A 17,958-nucleotide genomic window follows, 5' to 3' on the forward strand; every position below is an offset into this window, starting at 1 on the left:
CTCAGTTCTCCAGAATCGAGGCGACGAGAAGCTGGGTGTAGGGATGGCGTGGATCGTCCATCACGCGATCGGTCAGCCCCTGCTCGACGATCCGTCCGCTCTTCATGACGATCATGCGCTGCGACAGGAGCCGGGCGACAGCCAGATCGTGGGTGACGATGATCACCGACAGACTGAGGTCCGAGACCAGCATTCGCAGCAGGTCAAGAACCCGCGCCTGGACCGATACGTCGAGGCCGCCGGTCGGCTCATCCATGAAGATCAGGCGGGGGTGAGTGACGAGATTGCGCGCAATCTGCAGACGCTGCCGCATACCGCCCGAGAAGGCCACGGGCATATCGTCGATGCGGGAGGCTGCGATCTCGACGCGCTCCAACCAGTCGCTCGCCCGGCTCCGGATCTCGCCGTAGCTGCGGTCGCCGATCGCCATCAGCCGTTCACCGACATTAGCGCCTGCCGATACGCGCATTCGCAATCCATCCGCCGGGTTCTGGTGAACGAAACCCCAGTCTGTCCTCATGAGGAAGCGCAGCTCGGCCTCGCTCAACTCCGCGAGATCCGGGAACCGCCGGTCGCGCATTCTGTACCGGATTTCGCCACTGCTCCGCTCCACGCGAGTGGAAATACAGTTGAGCAGGGTCGTTTTGCCGGAGCCGGACTCGCCCACGATCGCGACGACCTCGCCCGGCCAGACATCAAAGGAGACATCGGTGCAGCCGATGAAGTTGCCGTAGCGCTTCTCCAGCTTGCGGACGGAAAGGATGGGTTCGCTGTTCATTCCGCGGCCTCCCGATGGTCCTTTGCGGCGCCATGCTGCGGCAGGCCTGTGCCCTGATGCCCGTCGGACCGCCGTGTTTCGCAATGATCAGTGTCCGAGCAGACAAACATGCGCCCCCCGCGGTCGTCCGTGACGACCTCGTCCATATAGACGTCGTGTGCATCACAGAGAGCACAACGGGAATCGAAGCGCTGGACCGTAAATGGGTGGTCCTCAAAGTCGAGACTGACCACATCAGTGAAGGGCGGCAGCGCGTAGATCCGCTTTTCGCGGCCGGCGCCAAAGAGCTGCAGCGCCGGCGATCGGTGCATTTTCGGATTGTCGAATTTGGGGATCGGAGACGGATCCATGACGTAGCGGCCTTCGACCTTCACGGGATAGGCATAGGTCGTGGCAATATGGCCGTGCTGCGCAATATCCTCATAGAGTTTGACATGCACTAGGCCATATTCTTCCAGCGCATGCATCACGCGCGTTTCCGTCTCACGAGGCTCGAGGAAGCGAAGCGGCTCAGGGATCGGCACCTGGTAGACGATGATCTGGCCCTGGGTGAGGGGCGCCTCGGGAATGCGGTGGCGGGTCTGGATGATCGTTGCATCCGCTGTCCGCGTCGTCGTTGCCACATTCGCAACCTTGGCGAAAAAGGCCCGGATCGACACCGCGTTGGTGGTATCGTCAGCGCCCTGATCGATGACCTTGAGCACATCATCCGGGCCCAGGATCGATGCGGTGACCTGCACGCCGCCCGTACCCCAGCCATACGGCATCGGCATCTCACGGGAGGCGAACGGTACTTGGTACCCGGGAATCGCGATCGCCTTCAGGATCGCCCGCCGGATCATGCGCTTGGTCTGTTCGTCGAGATAGGCGAAGTTATAAGCAGGCAAGGACGGATTTTTCATTCTGCTGCCTCCCTCATGGGTATGTCAGCACTCGCCATTTCGGCCTCCCGGCGTAGCGTTCGCAGCAAATCGAGCTCTGCCTGGAAGTCGACATAATGAGGCAGCTTCAGGTGCTCGACGAAGCCGGTGGCCTGCACGTTGTCGCAATGCTCCAGCACGAATTCCTCATCTTGCGCCGGAGCCAGCCGTTGCTCATTGAACTCGTCAGCTCTCAGCGCGCGGTCGACGAGGCTCATGGCCATCGCCTTGCGCTCGGCTTGGCCGAAGACCAGGCCATAACCACGTGTGAAACGCGGCGGCGTATCGGCGCTTCCCTTGAATTGCGACACCATCTGGCATTCCGTGACCCGGATCGCGCCGATGCACACAGCAAAGCCGAGCTCCGGCACGTCCACTTCGACATCAACCGTGCCGATGCGGATCTCACCGACAAAGGGGTGTGTGCGACCGTAGCCACGCTGCGTCGAATAGCCGAGGGCGAGCAGGAAGCCCTCGTCGCCGCGCGTCAACGCCTGCAGGCGGATGTCGCGTCCGACGGGATAGGCAATCGCTTCACGCGTCAGGTCACCCGGTTCATCATTGCTTGGGACATCAGCCTCGATCAGCGCTTGGCCATCGAGAAGATCAGTCACGCGCGGGCAGCTCTCATCCGTGGGGCGCTCCCGCTTGACAGGGCCTGCGACAGCTTCGTCACCGGCCATGGATGGGTCGATCAGGCGGTGCGTGTAGTCGAAGGTCGGGCCTAAGAGCTGGCCGCCCGGGATGTCCTTGAAGGTCGCGGAGACCCGGCGCTCAAGGTGCATTCTACTCGTGTCGATGGGGCATGCGTTACTGAACCGCGGCAGCGTGGTTCGATAAGCACGCAGAAGAAAGATGGCTTCGATCAGATCGCCACGGGCCTGGCGCACGGCCATCGCCGCCAACTCGGGATCGTAGAGAGAGCCCTCCGCCATCACGCGATCAACACCGAGGGACAGTTGGTTGACGATTTGCTCGACGGAGAGCGCCGGCACATTGCGATCTCCACGCCGGCGGTCGGCCATGAGGCGATGTGCATTGGAGATCGCCGCCTCTCCACCTTTAACCGCGACATACATGGCTCAAGCCTCCACAAGACGGGTGGTGCGCGGCAGTGCGAGGAGTTCGCTGCCGCAGGTCAACAGCAGGTCGAAGCCCAGCGGATAGCGGGACGTATTGATCGCCATCGTCGCGGCGAACCCGTCCGGCAGCCCGCGTGGTGCAATAGTGGCGACAGTTTCAATTCCGGGGCCGCGGATCGTTTGCGGCGTGCCATCGCGCAGGCTTTCCACCGGCAAAAGCAGTGTCGCAGATCGGTCGGGGTAAGAGAGAGAGCCGGTGGCGAATTTCAGCCAGCCAGCAACCAGGCTGTCCTTGGAGAGAACCACAAAGCTCGCCGTAGATGGGTTGTTCGCGACAGCCGCACCCGTATGGAATGTCAGCCACGACGCAGCTGCATCTGTGCCATTGTCTTCAAACCAAACCGGTGTGTCATAATCGGCGAGCGTTGCCAGGAAGGCCGCCGCTGCAGGCTCCAACGGCGCAGGCGGCTGGACCGCATGGCCCAGATCAACGATGCGGCCCGGCTGTGCCATCGCATCCATCACCAGCCGGAATGCGGCCTGCGATTGAAAGACGGGAGCCGTGAACCCGCCGTCCAACAGTGTTGTACCAGCCATCAGTCCTCTCCGCGAACCATGGTGAAGAAGTCGACACGTGTGGCTTGCGTCTCTTCGGCCTGCCGTGTCCGCGCGGCCTCTTGTTCCGCCAGCGCTGGCGCCACGAAATCGGTTTCGATCACTTGGACCCAGTCGGGAATTTGGGAGAGCGCATCGAGATGTGCGACGATCCTTGCCTTCTGCAGGTGGCGACCGAGAACAATCGCGTGACCAACCTCACCTGTGGCGAGCTTCACGGTGGCTCGGGTCACCGTGGCCTCGCCGAGATTGAAGACCGCGCCCCCGCCGCCGGCACGCCCTCGAAGCATGACCATGCCGATTTCGGGACCGCGGATGGGTGTTGCTGCAGGGGCGGAAGGCTCCAGCGTAGCGTATCGCTCGGCGAGGTGGGTCGGATCGCCACAGGACAGGGCATCCAGCCTCCGCTTTCGGGCTTCATCGTAGGAGTGCATTTAGCTCGTCACTTGTCTATTTGTCTAGACAACCAGTCATGGTCGTTGTTTACTCCACCGACCGTGACAACCTGATGACGGTTCAAGAAAGGTGGGTCGATGAGCTTGGACGGAGACGGCGTCACACGCTGGCGGCGGGTGGCGGATGACATTCGCAGCAATATTGGTGACGGCGCCATTTCTGATGCTCTGCCATCCGAACTTGAGTTGGCAGCGCGGTATGGTGTCAATCGCCACACGGTTCGTCGTGCCATCGCAGCTTTGACGGCAGATGGAGTGCTTCGCGTGGAGCGTGGGCGCGGCACCTTCGTGAACGATAAGCCGCAGCGTATCGTCTATCCCATCGGCTCGCGGACACGCTTTTCCGAAAACATGCTGAAGCAATCGCTGGAGCCATCAGGCCGGCTCATCAAATCCGACTATGTCGTGTCGGATTTGGTGATGGCGGCCTTGCTTGAATGCCGCGTCGGCACACGACTTCACCGTCTTGACAGCCTCTCGGTCGCGAATGGCGTTCCGCTCTCGCGCTCGACATCATACTTTTCGGCTGAGCGTTTTCCCGGGATCATCGAGGCCTATGCCGAAACCGGTTCCATCACCGAAGCGCTACGGCGCGAAGGAATTGTCGATTATCGCCGCGGGGAGACCCGCCTGACAGCAGAGCGCGTTTCGGCTAAGGACGCTGAACTATTGAGCTGCGCAGCCGATGCCATTGTTCTGATTAGTAAGGCAATTGATGTGGATCTTGAAGGGCGGCCGGTGCAGTTTATTAGAACCAAGTTTCTGGCGGACCGGGTGGAACTCGTGATGCTCCAGACCTGACACCCAGCAGACTTTGCCGGGGAGCTTTCGGCTATTTACAACCGAACTAAGGATCATCGACCGAATGTCTGACCAGCCCTTCTACGCGGTAAGGCTGTGGAACCGCACCAAGGTTGTTGTTGATGCCCAGCAATGGATCAGGCCGATGAGGAAATCATTGCCCACCAGCAACGTCGGCTTTGCCTGTACAACCCGACCATGACGCTACTTCCGAGAAGTGCCAAAAGGCGTCATTTGCCGGAATTCGGGCTGGGAGCAGATACTTGCTTCGGCGTTGTCACGTTAACTGAAGCCGAACGAATTGAGGCAAATCTCGCCGCCTGATTGGCTCAAGCGGCGACATTGGCCACGGCTCTCCATTCGGCCATGGCGTTGAGGCGATACAGATAGGTAGCAAGAGCAGAGCGGCTGGAGCGGGGTGGGACGAAGAGATTGCGGACGGCGGAGAAGACGGCCACGAAGCGCTGCAGGCCTCCCGGTGACCGAAAGCCCTGCATCGCCCGCTCTCGCCGGCGCAACGGCAGATGCGAATTTTCCGCGCGATTGTTAAGCCCTTTATGGGAGCGATGTTCGGTAGCTGGCATGACTTGGCGTCGAGCGGCAGCGTAGGAGCCGAGCTTATCGGTGATTATCCGCCGGGGCGGACATCCCTGCTTTTTCAGGAGACGCTTCAATAAACGTTTGGCTGCCTTGGTGTTGCGGCGCGCCTGCACGATCTCATCGAGCACGTATCCGTCCTGATCAACGGCTCGCCACAGCCAGTGCCTTTGGCCGGCGATGGTAACAACAACCTCGTCGAGGTGCCAAATGTCGTTGCGATTTGGTGCTTTGCGCTTAATGCGGCGGGCGTAGTCCGGCCCGAACTTCAAAGCCCAGCGGCGGACCGTCTCGTAGGAGACGGCAATGCTGCGCTCCAATAGCATTTCCTCAACTAAGCGAAGGCTCAGGGGAAAACGAAAATACAACCAGACCGCATGAGCGATGATCTGAGGTGGGAACCGGTGGCGTTTGTAGCTGACAGGCTTAATCATGCCGGTCGATCTACCCGCCTTGCCCTCACGCTTGAGTTAACGTGACATCGCCGCCCACCTTAGTCAGGGAGATCAGTTCGTGCCTCGCTTCTTAGCGATCTCGGCATTCACCTCGGCAACCAGAGCCTCGCCAACTTCCTTGGAGTACTTGTCGAGAACCGGTTTGATCTTCTCGCGCATGCGGGCAATCTCCTGAGGCGACACCTCGTTGATCTGCATGCCCTTTTCCTTGAGCAGCGCAATCGCCTTGGCTTCGGCCTCGCGGGAGACCTGGCGCTGGTAGGTCTTGGCCTCGTCCAGGGACGACTGGATGATCGTCTTCTCCTCGTCCGAGAGCTTGTCCCAGCTCTTCTTGCTCATGATCACCGATTGCGGGTTGTAGATGTGACGGGTCGTCGAAACGTACTTCTGCACCTCGTACAGCTTGGAGTCGGCGATCACTGTGAACGGGTTTTCATGCCCGTCGATGACCTTCTGTTCCATGGCGGTGTACACCTCCGGGAAGGGCATCGCGATCGTGTTGGCTCCCAGTGTATTGAACACGTCGATGAACAGGGGCGATTGGAGCACCCGCAGCTTGAGCCCCTGGAGGTCTTGCAACTTGGCGATGGGACGCTTGCTGTTGGTGACGTTGCGGAAGCCAAGCTCGAAGTAGCCTAGTCCGACCAGGCCCTTCTCGGGCAGCTTGTCGAACAGCTTCTTGCCGACAGGGCCATCCGCGACAGCGTCGGCCTCCTGCGGCGTGTTGAACTGGAACGGCAGGTCGAAAACGGCGAATTCCTTCACGACGCCGACCAGCAGGCCTGCATTCAACACCATCAGGTCCAGCGTGCCACCCTGAAGGGCCGACACGTTCTGAAGATCTCCTCCAAGCTGACCACTCGGAAACACCCTGACCTTGATCTTGCCGCCGCTCTTCTGTTCGACGAGCTCGGCGAACTTTTTCGCGCCCTGACCTTGTGGATGCTCCAGGGAATTCTGCTGCGCCCAGCGGAGAGTCCGTTCGCTCACCTGTGCGCTCGCCTCGCCTGCGAGCAAGGCAGCGGCTCCGACGAGAGCTGCTGTGAGCAGTGACTTGAGGTGTCTCATATGTGTTTCCTCCTGGTTAGATACCTCCTCGAAGCGCCATTGTTCTTGTTGCATGCGGCACTCCGAGCATTCGTGATGCGGCTCAGCCGCTCCTGATGATCTCAAGCGCCTGCTCGGAGACCACGATCCCATCCTCATCGGTGTACAGGTGAGCCCCAGGCGTGAAGATCACGCCGCCGAAGGCGACTGGGACATCGACGGCGCCGACGCCGGTCTTCGCACAGCGGCGGGGATTGGTGCCGAGCGCCTTGAGACCGATCTGCATCGCCGCTATCGCGGCGGCATCCCGGATAGCTCCATTGACCACAATCCCGGCCCAGCCATTCTCGATGGCAAGCCCTGCAATCACATCGCCGACAAGGGCGCGATGCAGCAACCCTCCACCGTCAATCACGAGCACACCGCCATGGCCCGGCCGCGACAAGGTTGCACGAACGAGCACGTTGTCCTCACGGCAGGCGACCGTCCGGATGGGCCCATGGAAACGGGTCCGTCCGCCGAAGTCACGAAACTGGAGATCACAAGATTGAAGGACGGCTTCATGGGCATCGATGAGGTCGGCGGTTGCGAACATGGGCCTCTCCTCAACGAGCTTTGACCGCAGAGTGCGGCGAGGACGTGCCTTCGGCTTGGAACTGTCGTGCGAGCTTCTCCGTGCCACGGGCTAGGACGCCCAGGTCTACGCCAACGGCGGTAAAGGTCGTGCCGATCTCGATGCAACGCTGGGCGAACACGGTGTCTCCCGTCAGAATACCGGCGGGCTTCCCGCAGGCTCGGATCCGCCGCACGGCATCTTCAACGGCGGCCTTGACGTCAGGGTGCCCCTGGTCCCCGACATGCCCGAGGCTCGCCGCCAAGTCGGCCGGTCCGATAAAGATTCCATCCACGCCGTCGACGGCAGCAATAGCTTCGAGTTCATCGAGCGCTTGCTGGGTTTCGATCTGGACCAGGAGACAGAGCTCATCGGCGGCTCGGCGGGCATAGCCCTCCACCCGGCCGAAGCGGGTTGCGCGGGTGAGAGCCGAGACGCCCCGGACACCATCCGGGGCATAACGGATCGCCGCGACTGCGCTGCGTGCCTCCTCAGCCGACTGAACGTATGGGATGAGTAGTGTCTGAACCCCTATGTCGAGGTAGCACTTGATCAGCACCGTATCGTTACTCGCCGGCCGAACGATCGGAGAGACGTCGTAGGCCGAAACGGCCTGAAGCAGGCCTAACACAATCTCGACGTCGCTGGGCGAGTGCTCCGTATCGAACAGGAGCCAGTCGAACCCCGACCCGGCGACGACCTCTGCCGCATAGGAACTCGACAGGGCGCACCAAAGCCCAATCTGCTGCCGCCCTTCGTTCAACGCCTGCTTGAATCGATTTTCGGGGAGGTGCATCGGCCCTCTCCTGTCAGACGAACGAAACGCCGATCGCTCCAAGCGGCCCATAATCCGCGTGGATCACGTCGCCCGGCGCAACGGACACGGGCCGCGTGAAGGAGCCCGCAAGGACGATTTGGCCCTTCTCGAGCCGAGCGCCCACGGCATGGAGCTTGTTGACGAGCCAGGCGATTCCCGCAGCCGGATGGCCCATGATGGCGGCCGACACGCCAGACTCTTCGATGATGCCATTCTTCGAGAGCGTGGCGCCAACCCATCGGATATTGACATCCATGGGACGAACGGTCCGGCCGCCCACAATCATGCCGCCGGCCGCCGCATTGTCGGCAATCGTGTCCGTGATCGCACGGGGCACTTCCGTCCGGTAGTCGATGATCTCGAGGGCCGGCACGACGAACTCGGTCGCCCGCATGACGTCGTAGATCTGAATGCCCGGCCCCTCCAGCGTTTCGCTCATGACGAAGGCAAGCTCCACCTCGAGCCGGGGCGCCATAAAGCGCCCGGCCGGGATCTGGGCGCCATCCCGGTACAGCATGTCGTCCGTCAGATAGCCGTAGTCGGGCTCGGTGATCTTGGACGCCATCTGCATGGCGCGGGACGTCAAACCGATCTTATGGCCGATGATCCGGGCGCCGTCCGCGATCCTTTTCTCGGCCCACATGCCCTGGATGGCATAGGCATCCTCCAGCTCGATGTTGGGAAAGGTCCGGCTCAACTGCGGAATGACTCTCCGCTCGCGATCGGCGTTGTAGAGATCCTCTGCGCCGCGGCGGCGCTCGTCATCGGTCAGCATCGTGGCATCCGTTCATACATGGGGCCAGCCGGCGGCTGCCGCGGGCCAGGTCTGGGACAAGGGTTACTTGATCGGCGGCTTCGGCAGGCGGGCTTCGCCCGGCTCCATCACGAATGTGTAGTCGAGCGAGTACCAGGGCACTTCCACGTCGGGCTCGCTTGGATGCGGTTCGTCATGGCGGTCGAACTTGCCGACGAGCGCACGGGTCACGCCGAACTGAACGTCCGTCTCAAGATTCGGATCGTCGTCGGCATAGACCTGCGAGGTCAGGGTTTTGTAACCCTCCTTGAACGCGAGGGCATGAACATGAGCCGGCCGGAAGGGATGCCGGTTCTGCGCCTCGAGCAATCGTCCGACGACGCCGTCCGTCGGGATTGGATAGCCTGCGGGCTTCACGGAGCGGAACCAGATGCGGCCGTCAGCATCGGTCATGAACTTGCCACGCAGGTTCATGTCGGCCTGGTCAGGGTCCTGGTTCTCGTAGAGGCCGACGGGTGAGGAATGCCAGATATCCACCTCGGCGCCAGCAATCGGCTGCCCCTCCCGATCCACGACTCGCATCGTGACGAACATCGTTGGGCCAGGCGTATCGGATCGGATAATCGAGCCGCCGTTCTCAACACGTGGCGAGTTCAGGCGCCAGAATGGACCGAGCAGCGACTGAGAGGTCTCTGTCGTGCCGTTATCGCCGTTGTTCAGGAGACACACGAGGGACGACACGCCAAGCGAACCGGCCATCAGGACCATCTCGTTGTGGGTGTCGCTCGCCAGCTTTCCCATCTCATTCAGGATGGCAGTGGCGTCGCGGAATTCCTCCTCCGTCAGGCGGACCTCGCGGACGAAGCCGTGCAGGTGGCGAATGAGCGAGACCATGATCTGACGCAGGCGCGGATCCGTCGTTTGCTCCATGACGATAAGAGCGGCTGTTGTGACGTCTTCCTGACGCTGGATGATCATCCGTTCCCTCCTCAAAGGCCTCTTGTAGCGGTCGAGCGGCTCGGCCAACCCTCTTGTCGGGGCTTAGAATGATCGTTTAATTACGAATAATCGATTATATTGTCAATCGGCGATTATTGGTGGTATCTTCGCAGCGAGTGAGGCTCGGCATTCGCATTCGCCTGATTGTTTGTATTTTGTTGCATAGGGACCTGCCTGGTCCGCTCGCAGTTGAGCCGTGAAGCTGAGGCAAAGGGTCCATATTGGAGGTCAGGAGTGATCGTCGGTGAGATGAAGGTCATGCAGCACCCGCCCGAAGACGGGGAGAAGAAGACGATCGCCAGCAGGGTTTCGCAAGAGATCCGTCAGGCGATCCTTCGGGGCGACATGAAGCCGGGCTCGAAAATCAACCTCGACCGGCTGCGCACCGGCTACGACATCAGCCTCAGCCCCCTGCGCGAAGCCCTCTCGCGCCTGGTCGCGGATGGACTGGTCGAACTGGAGGATCTGCGTGGCTACCGGGTTGCTCCAGTCTCCACAAGCAACCTCGCCGAAGTGACCCGCCTTCGCGTCGAGTTCGAATCGCTCGCTCTCAAACACTCCATCGAACAGGGCGATCTCGAATGGGAGAGCGACGTCATGCGCTCGCTCTACCGCCTCAATCGTATCGAGCGCGATCCCTCCCGTCCGGCGAGCCTGGAAGCCTGGGAAGAGGCCCACCACGGCTTCCACCGGCAGTTGATCCAAGGCTGTGGGATGCCTCTTCTCCTGCGTTTCTGCTCAGTGCTGCATAATCTGAACGACCGGTATCGCAGGATCTTCCTTGCGACGAATCCGGGCGACCGCGACGTCCGGGGCGAACACAGCGCGATTGCTGAGGCGGCCGTGGCACGACGATCATCAGAGGCCTGCGAGACCTTGCGCCGTCACATCGACAGAACCGGCACCAACCTCAAGAGGGCCCTGGCTGCGGCTCTCAACGACGCTTCGCAAGCTGACGGCGACTGACGCCGCGGTCCGAAACCAAGCGGCGAGAAGGCCGCGATCTGGGAGGAACCATCGTGATCATTGCCAAAGACGCGCCGCCGCTCGGGCTGGCTCATTTCACGGTCCTGGAGGTTCCGCCGCTTGACCTCGTCAGCCTGGCGGCAAGGATCGGCTATGCAGCCGTGGGCCTTCGGTTGCACCCTGCATTCCCAGGAGCCCCTTACTACACCATCCCGGTCGGCAGCAGCGCCATGCGCGAGATGAGGGAGCGCATGCAAGGCGAAGGGGTCAGCATCTACGATATCGAGTTTGTGATCATCGACCCTGACTTTGCGGCGACGCGGCTGACGGCGATACTCGAATCCGCAGGTGAGCTGGGAGCCAGGAGGCTGAGCGTCTGCGGTGACGATCCGGATCGTGGTCGGCTCGAAGCAAACTTCGCCAAACTCTGCGATCTGGCCGCCGGCTTCGGCATGGGCGTAGATCTGGAGTGCATGGCCTGGCGACAGGTTTCCAGCTTTCCGGAAGCCGTTAGGGTCGTTGAGGCAGCGGGCCGCCCCAACGGTGGTGCTCTCGTCGATGCCCTCCACCTCTCGCGCACAGGTGGGTCTCCCAGCGATCTCAAGGCCGTACCATCGCAACGGATCCGCAGCGCACAGCTCTGCGATGCTCCGGCAACACGACCGGGATCAACCGAGGCCATCATCGAGGAAGCCCGGTCCAGGCGTCTCCCGCCCGGTCACGGAGATCTGCCCCTATGTGAACTGCTCGCCGTGCTGCCGGACGATGTATGCCTTTCGGTTGAGGTCCCGATGGACAGCACGGCGCCAGCGGAGGCTCGCGCCCGGCACGTCTTCGAGGCGACCCAAACCCTGTTTGAGAGCTGCCGGGTCCAGGATCTGCAATCGCCGTAGCCGCTTCTCCGAGGAAGGCCACGCATCATCGGCCCCTAGGCTGAGGACATCCCATTTCCCGACGGCTCGCGCGGGAGAGCAATGACGGTGGGGCCGCATCGGGCGCCTCTGCTGACACCAAGATACAAGACTACAACAGGAAAAACGCCATGAGCCGCATCGTCTACGTCCTGAACGGTCCCAATCTGAACCTACTCGGAAAGCGCCAGCCTGCGATCTACGGCTACGAGACCCTCGCCGATGTGGAGGCGGATTGCCGGCGGGTGGCACAGGAGCTCAATCTCGAGATTGCGTTCCACCAAAGCAACGCCGAGTATCAGATCATTGACTGGATCCATGAAGCCCGGGAGCGTGCGGGGGGTATCGTCATCAACCCGGCTGCCTTCACGCACACCTCGGTCGCCATTCTCGATGCGCTGAATACCTGCGAGTTCCCGATCATCGAGGTACACATCTCGAACGTGCACAAGCGCGAGGCCTTCCGGCACCACTCCTATGTGTCTTGCGTCGCCTCGGGAGTGATCGCCGGCTTCGGCACGCAAGGGTACCCGTTGGCCCTTCAGCGCCTCGCCCGCCTTATCGATCAGTCCCAGAACTAATCTAGCAAAGCTGGCGGAGAACCTGCGCCGGTTTGTTCCGTCTCATGATCGAGGGGGAGATGCGATGACTAGGAAAGTGAAGCTCGCCGTGCTCGGCGCTGGGCTGATCGGCAAAAGGCACATCGAGCATGTGCGAGCCGCACCCGACGCAGAACTTATGGCCGTCGTAGATCCCTCACCGACTGGGAAGGCCCTGGCCGAGGACATCGGGGTTGGGTGGGCTCCAAGCTTCTCCGCTCTGATCGAGATAGGTCGGCCTGACGGGATCATCATCGCAACGCCGAACCAAGTCCACGCCGCCAACGGCTTGGAAAGTGTCGCCGCCGGCATCCCTGCTCTGGTGGAGAAGCCAATTGCTGATGACATCGACTCAGCAAAGAAGCTTGTGGAAGCGGCCGAGAGTGCCGGTGTGCCCCTCCTGGTCGGCCACCATCGTCGCCACAATCCGCTGATCCGTAAGGCGAAGGAAACGATCGAATCCGGTCGGCTGGGCCGGGTCCTGGCGGTTCACGGGACCTGCTGGTTCTTCAAGCCCGATGACTATTTCAACATTGCCTGGCGGCGCGAGAAAGGCGCAGGACCCGTCTTCCTCAATCTCATTCATGACGTCGACAGTCTCCGCTACCTCTGCGGCGACATCGTCTCCGTGCAGGCAATCGAGTCCAACGCGGCCCGCGGGAACGCCGTCGAAGATACTGCTGCCATTCTGTTGCGCTTTGGGAGCGGAGCTCTCGGAACCATCACCGTGTCCGACGCGATCGTCGCGCCATGGAGTTGGGAACTCACCACAGGCGAGAATCCTGCCTACCCGCAGACTGGTGAAGCTTGCTACCAGATCGGGGGCACCCATGCGTCCATGACGATCCCGTACTTGGATGTCTGGTACAACAACCAGAAAAGAGGCTGGCATGAGCCTATCCATCAGGAGCGGATTCGTGTCGATCAGGCGGACCCTCTCGCTTTGCAGATCCGCCATTTCTGCCGGGTCATTCGTGGCGAGGAAGCCCCACGTGTCTCAGGGAGAGAAGGTCTGAACACTCTTAAAGTTATAGCGGCTGTGAAGCAGGCGGCAGAGACGGGGCAGCTCATTCGTCTCGGATAGCTGGCGCCAGTCGATGGCCGCAGCTCACACTGTGCTGGTGAAGTGCACTCCGCTGCTTGAACGTCTGGAAAGGGTCAAAGAGTAACGAACAGCAAATGAAATGAAGGTCCGCTCACTGCCTCATGAGCAGACCAAAGCAATTCTTCCGAGATGTGCCAAAAAGAGACGTTCGCCGACAATCGTCGGACTCGATGCAAGATTCTGATACGTGTCGTCGTCCGAGTGAATCCGCCACACCTCGGGACATTCACGTGCCCAAGTGTCGGCCAAGAGCGTGGATCAGATTATCGACGACGCAATTGTGAGAACCGTGGCCGACCTTTAGATGAATATCAGCAAGGGAATAGATCGGCCGGCGCTCGTGATCGAGCGCTACGAGCACACTGACTGGGTTGGCGTTCTGCAGAAGCGGGCGTGTCGTCCGGCGTTGGACACGTCCAACGAGGGTCGCCAGATCGGCATCAAGCCAAATCGAGATCGCATTCGCCTCCACGACCGCTCTGGTTCGGATGTCCTTCCAGGCTCCACCGCCCAAAGCGACCACTTAGCCAGGAGTTTGGAGTATGCGGGCGATTACCCGCTGCTCACAATCGCGGAAGGCCGCCTCACCATAAATGTCAAAAATGTCGCTCACGCTCAGGTGGGCGGCTTCTTCTACTGCTTTGTCCGTGTCCACGAACGGAAACTGTAGGCGGGCTGCTAGCCGCTTGCCGATGCTAGTTTTACCAACGCCCATCATGCCGATCAGCACAAGGGATCTGATGCTAACAGCCTCGCGAATGGCAGAGATCTCAGAACTCAGCGGCATTGTAGAGGACCCTACCCTCCTCAAGCGATGGCATCGAGATGAAGATCATACCTTCGCAACCAAGCTATCCAATTGAGATCTAGTTTGAGGCAGGTTCTTCCTCGGATTGCTTGGCATGACCGACCTCGGTTGCGTTCGACTGGCTTCCGACGAGAGCAACCTTGAAATCCGCCGCCGTCTTGGCCTTGATCTCATCGAGGGTGACGCCGTCGGCGAGCTCGATCAGGCTCATGCCGGAGCCGCCCTTCTTGTCGATGGCAAACACGCCCAGATCGGTGATCACCAGATCGACCACGCCGGTGCCGGTGAGCGGCAGGTTGCAGGCCTTCAGCAGCTTCGGATCCTCCGAGCCATCCTTGGCCTTGGCGACATGCTCCATGACCACGACGACGCGCTTGACGCCCGCCACCAGATCCATGGCGCCGCCCATGCCCTTCACCATCTTGCCGGGGATCATCCAGTTGGCGAGATCGCCGTTCGCCGCCACCTGCATGGCGCCCAGGATCGACAGGTCGATATGGCCGCCGCGGATCATGCCGAAGGAATCGGAGCTGGAGAAATAGCTCGTCGTCGGCAGCTCGGTGATCGTCTGCTTGCCGGCATTGATCAGGTCGGCGTCCTCCTCGCCCTCGTAAGGAAATGGGCCCATGCCGAGCATGCCGTTCTCCGACTGCAGCTGCACGCGCATGCCCTTCGGGATGTAGTTCGACACCAGCGTCGGAATGCCGATGCCGAGATTGACGTAGAAGCCGTCGCGCAGCTCCTTGGCCGCACGGGCGGCCATCTGGTCACGGGTCCAGGCCATCAGACTTCCTCCCCTGCTCCGGCAGGCGCAGCCTCGGCGCGCTTGCGGGTCGTGCGTTGCTCGATGTGTTTGACCGGGTTCGGCACATGCACCATGCGCTTGACGAAGATGCCCGGCGTGTGGATGCCATCCGGGTCGATCTCACCGGCTTCGACCAGATGCTCGACCTCGGCGATGGTGAGGCGCGAAGCGGTCGCCATCATCGGGTTAAAGTTGCGGGCGGTCTTGCGGTAGACGAGGTTGCCCTCGGTGTCGCCCTTGAAGGCATGCACGATGGAGATGTCGGCGAACAGGCCGGTCTCCATGACGTATGGCTCGCCGTTGAACGCGCGCACCTCCTTGCCCTCGGCAATCAGCGTGCCGACGCCGGTCTTGGTGTAGAAGGCCGGGATGCCGGCACCGCCGGCGCGGATGCGCTCGGCCAGCGTGCCTTGCGGGTTGAATTCCAGCTCCAGCTCGCCGGAGAGATATTGCTGGGCGAACAGCTTGTTCTCGCCCACGTAGGAGGAGATCATCTTGCGGATCTGGCGGGTCTCCAACAGGCGGCCGAGGCCGATGCCGTCGACGCCGGCATTGTTGGAGATGAAGGTCAGGTCCTTCGCCCCCGAATCACGGATCGCCTCGATCAGCGTCTCCGGAATGCCGCACAGGCCGAAACCGCCGGCCATGATGGTCATGCCATCCCGCACCGCACCGGCCAGCGCTGCCCGCGCATCGCTGTAAACTTTATCCATTCTCTGGCCCTTTCTGTTGGCGTGATCGTCCCTTCACGCAAGCTCGTCTCCGAGCACATCCCTCACCCAGCGAAATGCGGCATTTGCCGCCGGCACGCCCGCATAGATCGCGCTCTGCAGGAGCAAGGACTGAAGCTCGCCAGCAGTCACGCCGTTCCTCAGCGCCGGCCTGACATGGAGCTTGAACTCCTCCTCCCGGTGCAAGGCCACCATCAGGGCAAGCGTTACCAGGGAGCGTGTCTTCCAAGGCAGGCGCGGGTCGCCCCACACCTCACCCCAAGCGGTTCGCGTAATGAAGTCCTGCCAGGGCTGGGCGAAGGCCCCGGCCTTCGCCAGTGAGCGGTCAACATGCTCTTCGCCCAGCACGCTCTTGCGATTCAAAAGCCCAACATCGAATGGCACTGCGCCCAAGGCTCCGTCGCGATCCCGGTCACGATACTGGTCCAGGAACGAGACCAGGTAGGCTCCGACCTTCTCCGCCTGTTCGACCGCAAGAAGGTGCGCGGCGCGCGGGAGAACGATCATCTCGGCACCTGTAACGGTAGAACGGATCTCCTCCGCCATTGCAATAGGTGTGGCCGGATCATCGGCTCCTGCGATTACCAGGGTGGGGGCAGAAATCTGGCCGATGACAGGTCGTAGGTCCATGCGCCCGATCGCATTACAGCAGACGGCATAGCCCACCGGATCGATGCCGATGAAGGCCTCGCGTACGGGAGAGACCCGCTCTGGTTCCTGGTCAGGATAGCCCGGCGTGAACCAGCGCCCCATCGTAGCCTCGACAATGGCAACTGTGCCCTGCGCCCGCACGAGGGAGGCCCGCTCGTCCCACGATTGCTGGCTCGGCATGTAGGCGGTAGTGGCCATCAGAGTTAGGCTGGCTACCCGATCCGGATAGCGGCTCGCCAGCGCCTGACCCGTCATGCCGCCTAGAGACAGTCCGACCACATGGGCCCTCGCGATCTCAAGGCCATCGAGAAGACCCACGAGGTCTGCGGCCAGGTCATCGATCGTGATGGGGGCGTCCACGACTTGAGACCGACCATGACCGCGCGTATCGTAGCGCAGAACGCGGTACCACCCCCGCAGGGCCGGAACGATTCCATCCCACATGGCCAACGTGGTGCCGAGTGAGTTTGAGAAGACGACCACCGGTGCACCGGTTGGTCCGCTCAGCTCGTAGAAAACTTCGACACCATTCACTTTGAGCACGGGCATCGGTTACATCCGATCACAAACAAGGCCGTACGGGGCTCGATCACGCAGCCTGTACGCCCGGGGTGGGTTTAAGCCCGAGAAGCGTACGGGCCTCCTCAGCGGTGGCGACACGCCGGCCATGACGGCGCACCGCCTCGGCCGCCAGTGACACCAATTCCGCATTCGAGGCGGCGAGCCGGTCCTTAGTGATCCGGATGTTGTCTTCGAGCCCGGTGCGGACCGCATCGGCACCGCAGGCCAGCGCCCATTCCATGACCTGTGACTGATGACGGCCGATGCCGGCTGCCGTCCAGGTACAAGCCGGGAACAGCCTCCTGGCTTCGTTCAGCAGGATGTCGAGCAGTCCTTCCTCGGCAGGCATGGCATTCTGCACGCCCATGACGAACTGGATGTGCGGTCGTTCGTCAAGCAGACCCATGTCAGCCAAGCGGCGTGCGCCGTGTAGGTGGGAGAGATCGAAGATCTCGATCTCAGGTCTGACACCGAACTCCTTCATCTTGCCAGCCATCTCCTCGACCAGGGTCGTATGGTTCTCATAGACAATGGTCGGGAAGTTCACCGAGCCTGTGGAGAGAGATGCCATATCGGGCCGGAGGTACAGCGCACTGCTGCGCAGGGACGGGTCACGCCCGCGTCCGCCCGTGGAGAACTGGACGATCATGCCCGGACAGAGATGGTTCACCCCTTCCTGAACCTGCCGGAACCGCTCCGGATCGGAGGAGGAGGTCTCGTCGTCGTTGCGGACATGGATGTGCACGAGAGTCGCTCCGGCCTCGTAAGCCTCCCGCGTGCTCTCGACCTGCTCGGGCGGCAGGATCGGCACCGCCGGATTGTCCTTCTTGCGTGGCACCGAGCCAGTAATGGCAACGGCAATGACAACAGGGTTCATCAAAATTGTCC

At 61.5% G+C, this 17,958-nt stretch carries 21 protein-coding genes and 1 pseudogene; 6 read left to right on the top strand and 16 right to left on the bottom strand.

Annotated elements, in window-relative coordinates:
* Position 1: 1 nt before the first annotated feature.
* Genes phnK through phnG form a run of 5 tightly spaced genes read right to left on the bottom strand, consistent with a single transcriptional unit; the run spans position 2 to position 3,829 of the window.
* Entirely contained in the window at positions 2 to 778 is a 777-nt protein-coding gene (gene phnK / locus JO965_RS37305) for a phosphonate C-P lyase system protein PhnK (protein ID WP_203445847.1), read from the bottom strand.
* Positions 775 to 1,680, bottom strand: a complete 906-nt coding sequence (locus JO965_RS37310; protein ID WP_203445848.1) for an alpha-D-ribose 1-methylphosphonate 5-phosphate C-P-lyase PhnJ — start codon at positions 1,678 to 1,680, stop codon at positions 775 to 777. Before JO965_RS37310 ends, phnK begins: the two co-directional genes overlap by 4 nt.
* The gene (locus JO965_RS37315) at positions 1,677 to 2,777 is read right to left on the bottom strand and encodes a carbon-phosphorus lyase complex subunit PhnI (RefSeq protein ID WP_203445849.1); all 1,101 of its coding nucleotides are present in this window, start codon (positions 2,775 to 2,777) and stop codon (positions 1,677 to 1,679) included. Before JO965_RS37315 ends, JO965_RS37310 begins: the two co-directional genes overlap by 4 nt.
* A gap of 3 nt (positions 2,778 to 2,780) precedes the next feature.
* Entirely contained in the window at positions 2,781 to 3,377 is a 597-nt protein-coding gene (phnH, locus tag JO965_RS37320) for a phosphonate C-P lyase system protein PhnH (RefSeq protein ID WP_203445850.1), read from the bottom strand.
* Entirely contained in the window at positions 3,377 to 3,829 is a 453-nt protein-coding gene (gene phnG / locus JO965_RS37325; RefSeq protein WP_203445851.1) for a phosphonate C-P lyase system protein PhnG, read from the bottom strand. The genes phnH and phnG overlap by 1 nt, the downstream gene beginning before the upstream one ends.
* A gap of 99 nt (positions 3,830 to 3,928) precedes the next feature.
* On the opposite strand from phnG, the gene phnF reads away from it, so the two are divergent.
* Both phnF and JO965_RS37335 read left to right on the top strand, forming a co-directional pair.
* Positions 3,929 to 4,651: a phosphonate metabolism transcriptional regulator PhnF gene (phnF, locus tag JO965_RS37330; RefSeq protein WP_203445852.1), complete on the top strand. Its 723-nt coding sequence runs from the start codon at positions 3,929 to 3,931 to the stop codon at positions 4,649 to 4,651.
* Between the two features lie 132 nt (positions 4,652 to 4,783).
* Positions 4,784 to 4,975, top strand: coding sequence for a hypothetical protein (locus JO965_RS37335; RefSeq protein ID WP_203445853.1), 192 nt, complete (start codon positions 4,784 to 4,786; stop codon positions 4,973 to 4,975).
* Positions 4,976 to 4,980: 5 nt separating this feature from the next.
* On the opposite strand, the gene JO965_RS37340 is transcribed toward JO965_RS37335, so the two are convergent.
* The 6 genes from JO965_RS37340 to JO965_RS37365 form a co-directional block, all read right to left on the bottom strand.
* A complete protein-coding gene (locus tag JO965_RS37340; protein WP_203445854.1) occupies positions 4,981 to 5,682 on the bottom strand; it encodes an IS6 family transposase in 702 nt (233 codons plus the stop codon).
* Positions 5,683 to 5,754: 72 nt separating this feature from the next.
* Positions 5,755 to 6,771 carry a TRAP transporter substrate-binding protein gene (locus tag JO965_RS37345; protein ID WP_203445855.1) on the bottom strand — a complete coding sequence of 339 codons (1,017 nt, stop codon included), beginning with the start codon at positions 6,769 to 6,771 and terminating at the stop codon, positions 5,755 to 5,757.
* A gap of 82 nt (positions 6,772 to 6,853) precedes the next feature.
* Entirely contained in the window at positions 6,854 to 7,345 is a 492-nt protein-coding gene (rraA, locus tag JO965_RS37350) for a ribonuclease E activity regulator RraA (RefSeq protein WP_203445856.1), read from the bottom strand.
* A gap of 10 nt (positions 7,346 to 7,355) precedes the next feature.
* Positions 7,356 to 8,159, bottom strand: coding sequence for a 4-hydroxy-2-oxoheptanedioate aldolase (gene hpaI, locus JO965_RS37355; protein ID WP_203445857.1), 804 nt, complete (start codon positions 8,157 to 8,159; stop codon positions 7,356 to 7,358).
* Positions 8,160 to 8,172: 13 nt separating this feature from the next.
* Positions 8,173 to 8,955 (bottom strand): 2-oxo-hept-4-ene-1,7-dioate hydratase, encoded by a 783-nt coding sequence (gene hpaH, locus JO965_RS37360; protein WP_203445858.1) that lies wholly within the window; start codon positions 8,953 to 8,955, stop codon positions 8,173 to 8,175.
* A gap of 63 nt (positions 8,956 to 9,018) precedes the next feature.
* Positions 9,019 to 9,912, bottom strand: coding sequence for a dioxygenase (locus JO965_RS37365; RefSeq protein WP_203445859.1), 894 nt, complete (start codon positions 9,910 to 9,912; stop codon positions 9,019 to 9,021).
* Between the two features lie 255 nt (positions 9,913 to 10,167).
* Here JO965_RS37365 and JO965_RS37370 point away from each other — a divergent pair, with 255 nt between their 5' ends.
* From JO965_RS37370 to JO965_RS37385, 4 genes are all read left to right on the top strand, one after another.
* Positions 10,168 to 10,899: a GntR family transcriptional regulator gene (locus tag JO965_RS37370; protein WP_246777118.1), complete on the top strand. Its 732-nt coding sequence runs from the start codon at positions 10,168 to 10,170 to the stop codon at positions 10,897 to 10,899.
* A 53-nt stretch (positions 10,900 to 10,952) separates the two neighbouring features.
* On the top strand, positions 10,953 to 11,792 hold the full coding sequence (locus JO965_RS37375) for a sugar phosphate isomerase/epimerase (protein WP_246777119.1): 840 nt from the start codon (positions 10,953 to 10,955) through the stop codon (positions 11,790 to 11,792).
* Positions 11,793 to 11,941: 149 nt separating this feature from the next.
* The gene (aroQ, locus tag JO965_RS37380) at positions 11,942 to 12,391 is read left to right on the top strand and encodes a type II 3-dehydroquinate dehydratase (protein ID WP_036369834.1); all 450 of its coding nucleotides are present in this window, start codon (positions 11,942 to 11,944) and stop codon (positions 12,389 to 12,391) included.
* 64 nt (positions 12,392 to 12,455) lie between these two features.
* The gene (locus JO965_RS37385; protein WP_203445860.1) at positions 12,456 to 13,493 is read left to right on the top strand and encodes a Gfo/Idh/MocA family protein; all 1,038 of its coding nucleotides are present in this window, start codon (positions 12,456 to 12,458) and stop codon (positions 13,491 to 13,493) included.
* A 247-nt stretch (positions 13,494 to 13,740) separates the two neighbouring features.
* Here the strand turns inward: JO965_RS37385 and JO965_RS37390 are convergent.
* From JO965_RS37390 to JO965_RS37410, 5 genes and pseudogenes are all read right to left on the bottom strand, one after another.
* Positions 13,741 to 14,301: pseudogene (locus JO965_RS37390) on the bottom strand (shikimate kinase).
* 79 nt (positions 14,302 to 14,380) lie between these two features.
* The gene (locus JO965_RS37395; protein ID WP_203445861.1) at positions 14,381 to 15,106 is read right to left on the bottom strand and encodes a 3-oxoacid CoA-transferase subunit B; all 726 of its coding nucleotides are present in this window, start codon (positions 15,104 to 15,106) and stop codon (positions 14,381 to 14,383) included.
* Positions 15,106 to 15,840, bottom strand: a complete 735-nt coding sequence (locus JO965_RS37400; RefSeq protein ID WP_203445862.1) for a CoA transferase subunit A — start codon at positions 15,838 to 15,840, stop codon at positions 15,106 to 15,108. Before JO965_RS37400 ends, JO965_RS37395 begins: the two co-directional genes overlap by 1 nt.
* 33 nt (positions 15,841 to 15,873) lie before the next feature.
* Positions 15,874 to 17,058, bottom strand: a complete 1,185-nt coding sequence (pcaD, locus tag JO965_RS37405) for a 3-oxoadipate enol-lactonase (RefSeq protein WP_203445863.1) — start codon at positions 17,056 to 17,058, stop codon at positions 15,874 to 15,876.
* Positions 17,059 to 17,098: 40 nt separating this feature from the next.
* Entirely contained in the window at positions 17,099 to 17,947 is an 849-nt protein-coding gene (locus tag JO965_RS37410) for a 3-keto-5-aminohexanoate cleavage protein (protein ID WP_203445864.1), read from the bottom strand.
* Positions 17,948 to 17,958: the final 11 nt, after the last annotated feature.

The organism is Microvirga sp. VF16 (assembly GCF_016864375.1).
Lineage (GTDB): Bacteria > Pseudomonadota > Alphaproteobacteria > Rhizobiales > Beijerinckiaceae > Microvirga.

Coding starts and splice junctions, on each gene's coding strand:
- phnK (WP_203445847.1), bottom strand. CDS start 778: ATGAACAGCGAACCCATCCTTTCCGTCCGCAAGCTGGAGAAGCGCTAC.
- JO965_RS37310 (WP_203445848.1), bottom strand. CDS start 1,680: ATGAAAAATCCGTCCTTGCCTGCTTATAACTTCGCCTATCTCGACGAA.
- JO965_RS37315 (WP_203445849.1), bottom strand. CDS start 2,777: ATGTATGTCGCGGTTAAAGGTGGAGAGGCGGCGATCTCCAATGCACAT.
- phnH (WP_203445850.1), bottom strand. CDS start 3,377: ATGGCTGGTACAACACTGTTGGACGGCGGGTTCACGGCTCCCGTCTTT.
- phnG (WP_203445851.1), bottom strand. CDS start 3,829: ATGCACTCCTACGATGAAGCCCGAAAGCGGAGGCTGGATGCCCTGTCC.
- phnF (WP_203445852.1), top strand. CDS start 3,929: ATGAGCTTGGACGGAGACGGCGTCACACGCTGGCGGCGGGTGGCGGAT.
- JO965_RS37335 (WP_203445853.1), top strand. CDS start 4,784: ATGGATCAGGCCGATGAGGAAATCATTGCCCACCAGCAACGTCGGCTT.
- JO965_RS37340 (WP_203445854.1), bottom strand. CDS start 5,682: ATGATTAAGCCTGTCAGCTACAAACGCCACCGGTTCCCACCTCAGATC.
- JO965_RS37345 (WP_203445855.1), bottom strand. CDS start 6,771: ATGAGACACCTCAAGTCACTGCTCACAGCAGCTCTCGTCGGAGCCGCT.
- rraA (WP_203445856.1), bottom strand. CDS start 7,345: ATGTTCGCAACCGCCGACCTCATCGATGCCCATGAAGCCGTCCTTCAA.
- hpaI (WP_203445857.1), bottom strand. CDS start 8,159: ATGCACCTCCCCGAAAATCGATTCAAGCAGGCGTTGAACGAAGGGCGG.
- hpaH (WP_203445858.1), bottom strand. CDS start 8,955: ATGCTGACCGATGACGAGCGCCGCCGCGGCGCAGAGGATCTCTACAAC.
- JO965_RS37365 (WP_203445859.1), bottom strand. CDS start 9,912: ATGATCATCCAGCGTCAGGAAGACGTCACAACAGCCGCTCTTATCGTC.
- aroQ (WP_036369834.1), top strand. CDS start 11,942: ATGAGCCGCATCGTCTACGTCCTGAACGGTCCCAATCTGAACCTACTC.
- JO965_RS37385 (WP_203445860.1), top strand. CDS start 12,456: ATGACTAGGAAAGTGAAGCTCGCCGTGCTCGGCGCTGGGCTGATCGGC.
- JO965_RS37395 (WP_203445861.1), bottom strand. CDS start 15,106: ATGGCCTGGACCCGTGACCAGATGGCCGCCCGTGCGGCCAAGGAGCTG.
- JO965_RS37400 (WP_203445862.1), bottom strand. CDS start 15,840: ATGGATAAAGTTTACAGCGATGCGCGGGCAGCGCTGGCCGGTGCGGTG.
- pcaD (WP_203445863.1), bottom strand. CDS start 17,058: ATGCCCGTGCTCAAAGTGAATGGTGTCGAAGTTTTCTACGAGCTGAGC.
- JO965_RS37410 (WP_203445864.1), bottom strand. CDS start 17,947: ATGAACCCTGTTGTCATTGCCGTTGCCATTACTGGCTCGGTGCCACGC.